Origin of the sequence: Kitasatospora sp. NPDC056531 (assembly GCF_042794375.1) — a bacterium.
Classification (GTDB): domain Bacteria; phylum Actinomycetota; class Actinomycetes; order Streptomycetales; family Streptomycetaceae; genus Kitasatospora.
The window spans coordinates 247,886-250,610 of the sequence record NZ_JBHTTU010000003.1 but is presented as its reverse complement, the minus strand read 5'-3'; the positions used below and the strand labels follow the sequence as shown (position 1 = coordinate 250,610).

Here is a 2,725-nt window from a genome sequence, read left to right as displayed (position 1 = left end):
TTGGGGGGAGGGGGAACACGGTGCTCCGGGGTGTTTTTTTTGGGTTGGTTGGGGGGGGGGGGGGGGGAGTCGGCCCGGGGGGGGGGCCACTTCTAGTCTCTGGGCTTTGTGTCGGGGGGTGGGGCCAACCCCCGACCGGGAGACGATGAACCGCCGGTACTACCGGCGCTACGCGGGCGTGCCGCTGGCCGAACTGGAGACGGCCGGGCGGAGCTGGTACGAGGAGTACCGCCGCGGCGGTTCGGCCTTCGTGCTGCCCGCCCTCGCCGCCGTCGCCGAACACCGGGCCGCGGGCCGCGCGGTCGTGCTGGTCTCGGGCTCGATGCGCCCTCTCCTCGCCGCGCTGGCCGAGGAGTTGGGCGCGGCCCTGGTCTGCACCGAGTTACTGGCGGACGCCGACGGGGTGTTGACCGGCGAGGTGCTGCGCCCGATGATCGGGCAGGCCAAGGCCGAGGCCGCGGTCCGGCTGATGCGCGAGCACGGTGCGGACCCGGCCGACTGCTTCGCGTACGGGGACCACGAGAGCGATCTCGCCCTGCTGCGCGCGGTGGGACGGCCGGTGGTGGTGGGGGACTCCCCGCTGCTGAACGAGGAAGCAGAACGCTCCGGCTGGCCGGTGACCCCGGCCCGCCGGGGTCCGTTGGAGGCGGGACACGCATGATCAGCTCGGCGGACCGGAAGGTTGAGACAACATTCCGTCCCGATGGTATGTATGTGCTCTCGCTCATCATGGAGGGTACGAACGTGGCGAAACAGGAACGGGCGCGACGCACACGGGAGAAGGTTCTGACGGCTGCGGCCGAGGTCTTCGCCGGGCAGGGCTACAGCAGCACGACGCTGAACGCGGTGGCCGAGCGCATCGGGATGACCAAGGGCGCGCTGTACGGGCACTTCCCCTCGAAGAGGTCGCTGGCCGGGGCTCTTGTCAACGAGTCCCGGCACACCTGGGCGAGCCTGCGGGCCGAACACGACGCCCCGGGCGCGGACCCGGGGGCCGTCCTCGAACGCGTCGTGGTGGGCTTCGCCGGCCGGCTGCAGTCGGACGTGCGGCTGCGGGCCGCGCTCCGGCTCGCCGCCGAATGCCCGAATCTGGCGCAGTCGCTCTCTGGCGTCCTCGTCGAGATGCACAACGCCCTGACGGAACTGGTCCGCCGAGCCCAGCGCGGCAGCGGCTTCCCCGGCTACTCGCCGCAGTTGGTCGCCGCCTTGCTGATGATCGTGATGTACGGGCTGCTGAACGCTCCCGCCGGGTGCGCCGAGATCGCGGGCGCACCCGGCGGGCAGCCGCTGTGGCGCCTGCTGTTCACGGCGCTGACCGGGAGCGGGGGGCCGAACTCCGCATGCCCGGAGGACGGTTCTGCGACAGGCCCCGCTTCGGGCCCTGTTTCAGGCTCGTAAAAAATACCTTCGGGAACGAATTCTTGTGTCATGCTGCACCGGGGGCCCCGACTCGCGCAGGGCCCCCGGGCGCACAACCCCTGCACGCGGCAGGGGCGACACCGCTTGGTACGACGCTTTGGAGGAAGCGGATGAGCGTGCTGGACGAGTGGACGGGCCGACGCACCTCGGCACACATGGGCCCCGACGCACCCGGACCGGATCCGGCCGACGACGTCCTGCTCCGCGCGATGGCCGACGCCCGGGACGTCGACGATTTCGACATGCGACACCTCCGGTATTTCCTGACCGTGGTCCGCGCCGGCACCGTCTCGGCCGCCGCCCAGGAACTCCGGATTTCCCAGCCGAGCCTCAGCCAGCAAATTCGACGACTGGAGCAGAGAATCGGTGCGGCGCTGTTCATCCGAAGTTCCCGCGGTGTTGAACTGACCGCCGGCGGCCGGGCATTCCTCCGGGAAATCCAGGGAATTCCCGGACAGCTCCGATCGGCCATCGCCGCCGTCGCCCCGGCGCCGCAGGTGTGGCCCGTCGGAGTATGCGGCGGAGTGCCGGCCGAGGTCCTGATCGAGGTCCAGAACGGCCTTTCCGGGCGCCGCGTCCACAACGGCCACCAGGCCGCCCACCAGCCCGGCGCGAAGCTGCGGATGCGCTCGGTGGACGCCGCCGACCAGGGCGAGCTGCTGCGGCACGGCGAGATCTCCTTCGGCATCGTGCGCCTGCCCATCCCGGTGCCGCACGTGGTCTGCGCCGTGGTCCGGGACGAGCCGCTCGGCGTCGTCATGGCCCGCGAGCACCCACTCGCGACCCGGCCCGAGCTGACCCTGCGGGACCTCTCCCGGCAGCGCCTGCTCTGGTACGACGAGGGCTGCGCGCCCGGGTTCGCCGAGTCCGTACCCGCGCACCTGGCCCGGCTCGGCTGGAACACCGTGCTGCACCCGGCCGACCAGGACCAGCCCGCGCTGTTCCTGCACGCCCTGCGCACCACCGCGGACCTGGTCGCCCTGCGCCCGCGGCGCGCCGTGGAACGCGAGCCGCACCTGGTGTGGCGGCCGCTGCCGACCCCCAGACCGCCGCGCGAGCGCCTCGCCGTCACCGCGGTGCGGGGCAGCCACACCGCCCGCGTCCTGCAGGAGGTGTCCGCCGAGCGCGGCTGGCTGTTCCTCGCCGAGTAATCCCCCCCCCCGGAGGGGGGGGGGGGGAGAAAAGAGGAGGGGGGAAGAAAGAGAGACGGCGGGGGACGAGGGCGTCGAAAGCGGAGCGCGCAGTCATGGTCGTGTAGGTGATAGGCAGACCCCGGGTGACGGGCAGCAGCCGCCCGTACAACTCC

3 protein-coding genes are annotated in these 2,725 nt (G+C 72.0%); all 3 read left to right on the top strand.

Features of this window, described 5'->3' with window-relative positions; translation table 11 throughout:
* Positions 1-661 (top strand): HAD family hydrolase (locus ACFQ87_RS05820; protein ID WP_380609321.1); only part of this gene is annotated, 661 nt, incomplete at its 5' end.
* A gap of 83 nt (positions 662-744) precedes the next feature.
* Positions 745-1,398 carry a TetR family transcriptional regulator gene (locus ACFQ87_RS05815; protein WP_380609320.1) on the top strand — a complete coding sequence of 218 codons (654 nt, stop codon included), beginning with the start codon at positions 745-747 and terminating at the stop codon, positions 1,396-1,398.
* Between the two features lie 131 nt (positions 1,399-1,529).
* Positions 1,530-2,570, top strand: a complete 1,041-nt coding sequence (locus ACFQ87_RS05810) for a LysR family transcriptional regulator (RefSeq protein ID WP_380609319.1) — start codon at positions 1,530-1,532, stop codon at positions 2,568-2,570.
* Positions 2,571-2,725 lie beyond the last annotated feature (155 nt).

Coding starts and splice junctions, on each gene's coding strand:
- ACFQ87_RS05810 (WP_380609319.1), top strand. CDS start 1,530: ATGAGCGTGCTGGACGAGTGGACGGGCCGACGCACCTCGGCACACATG.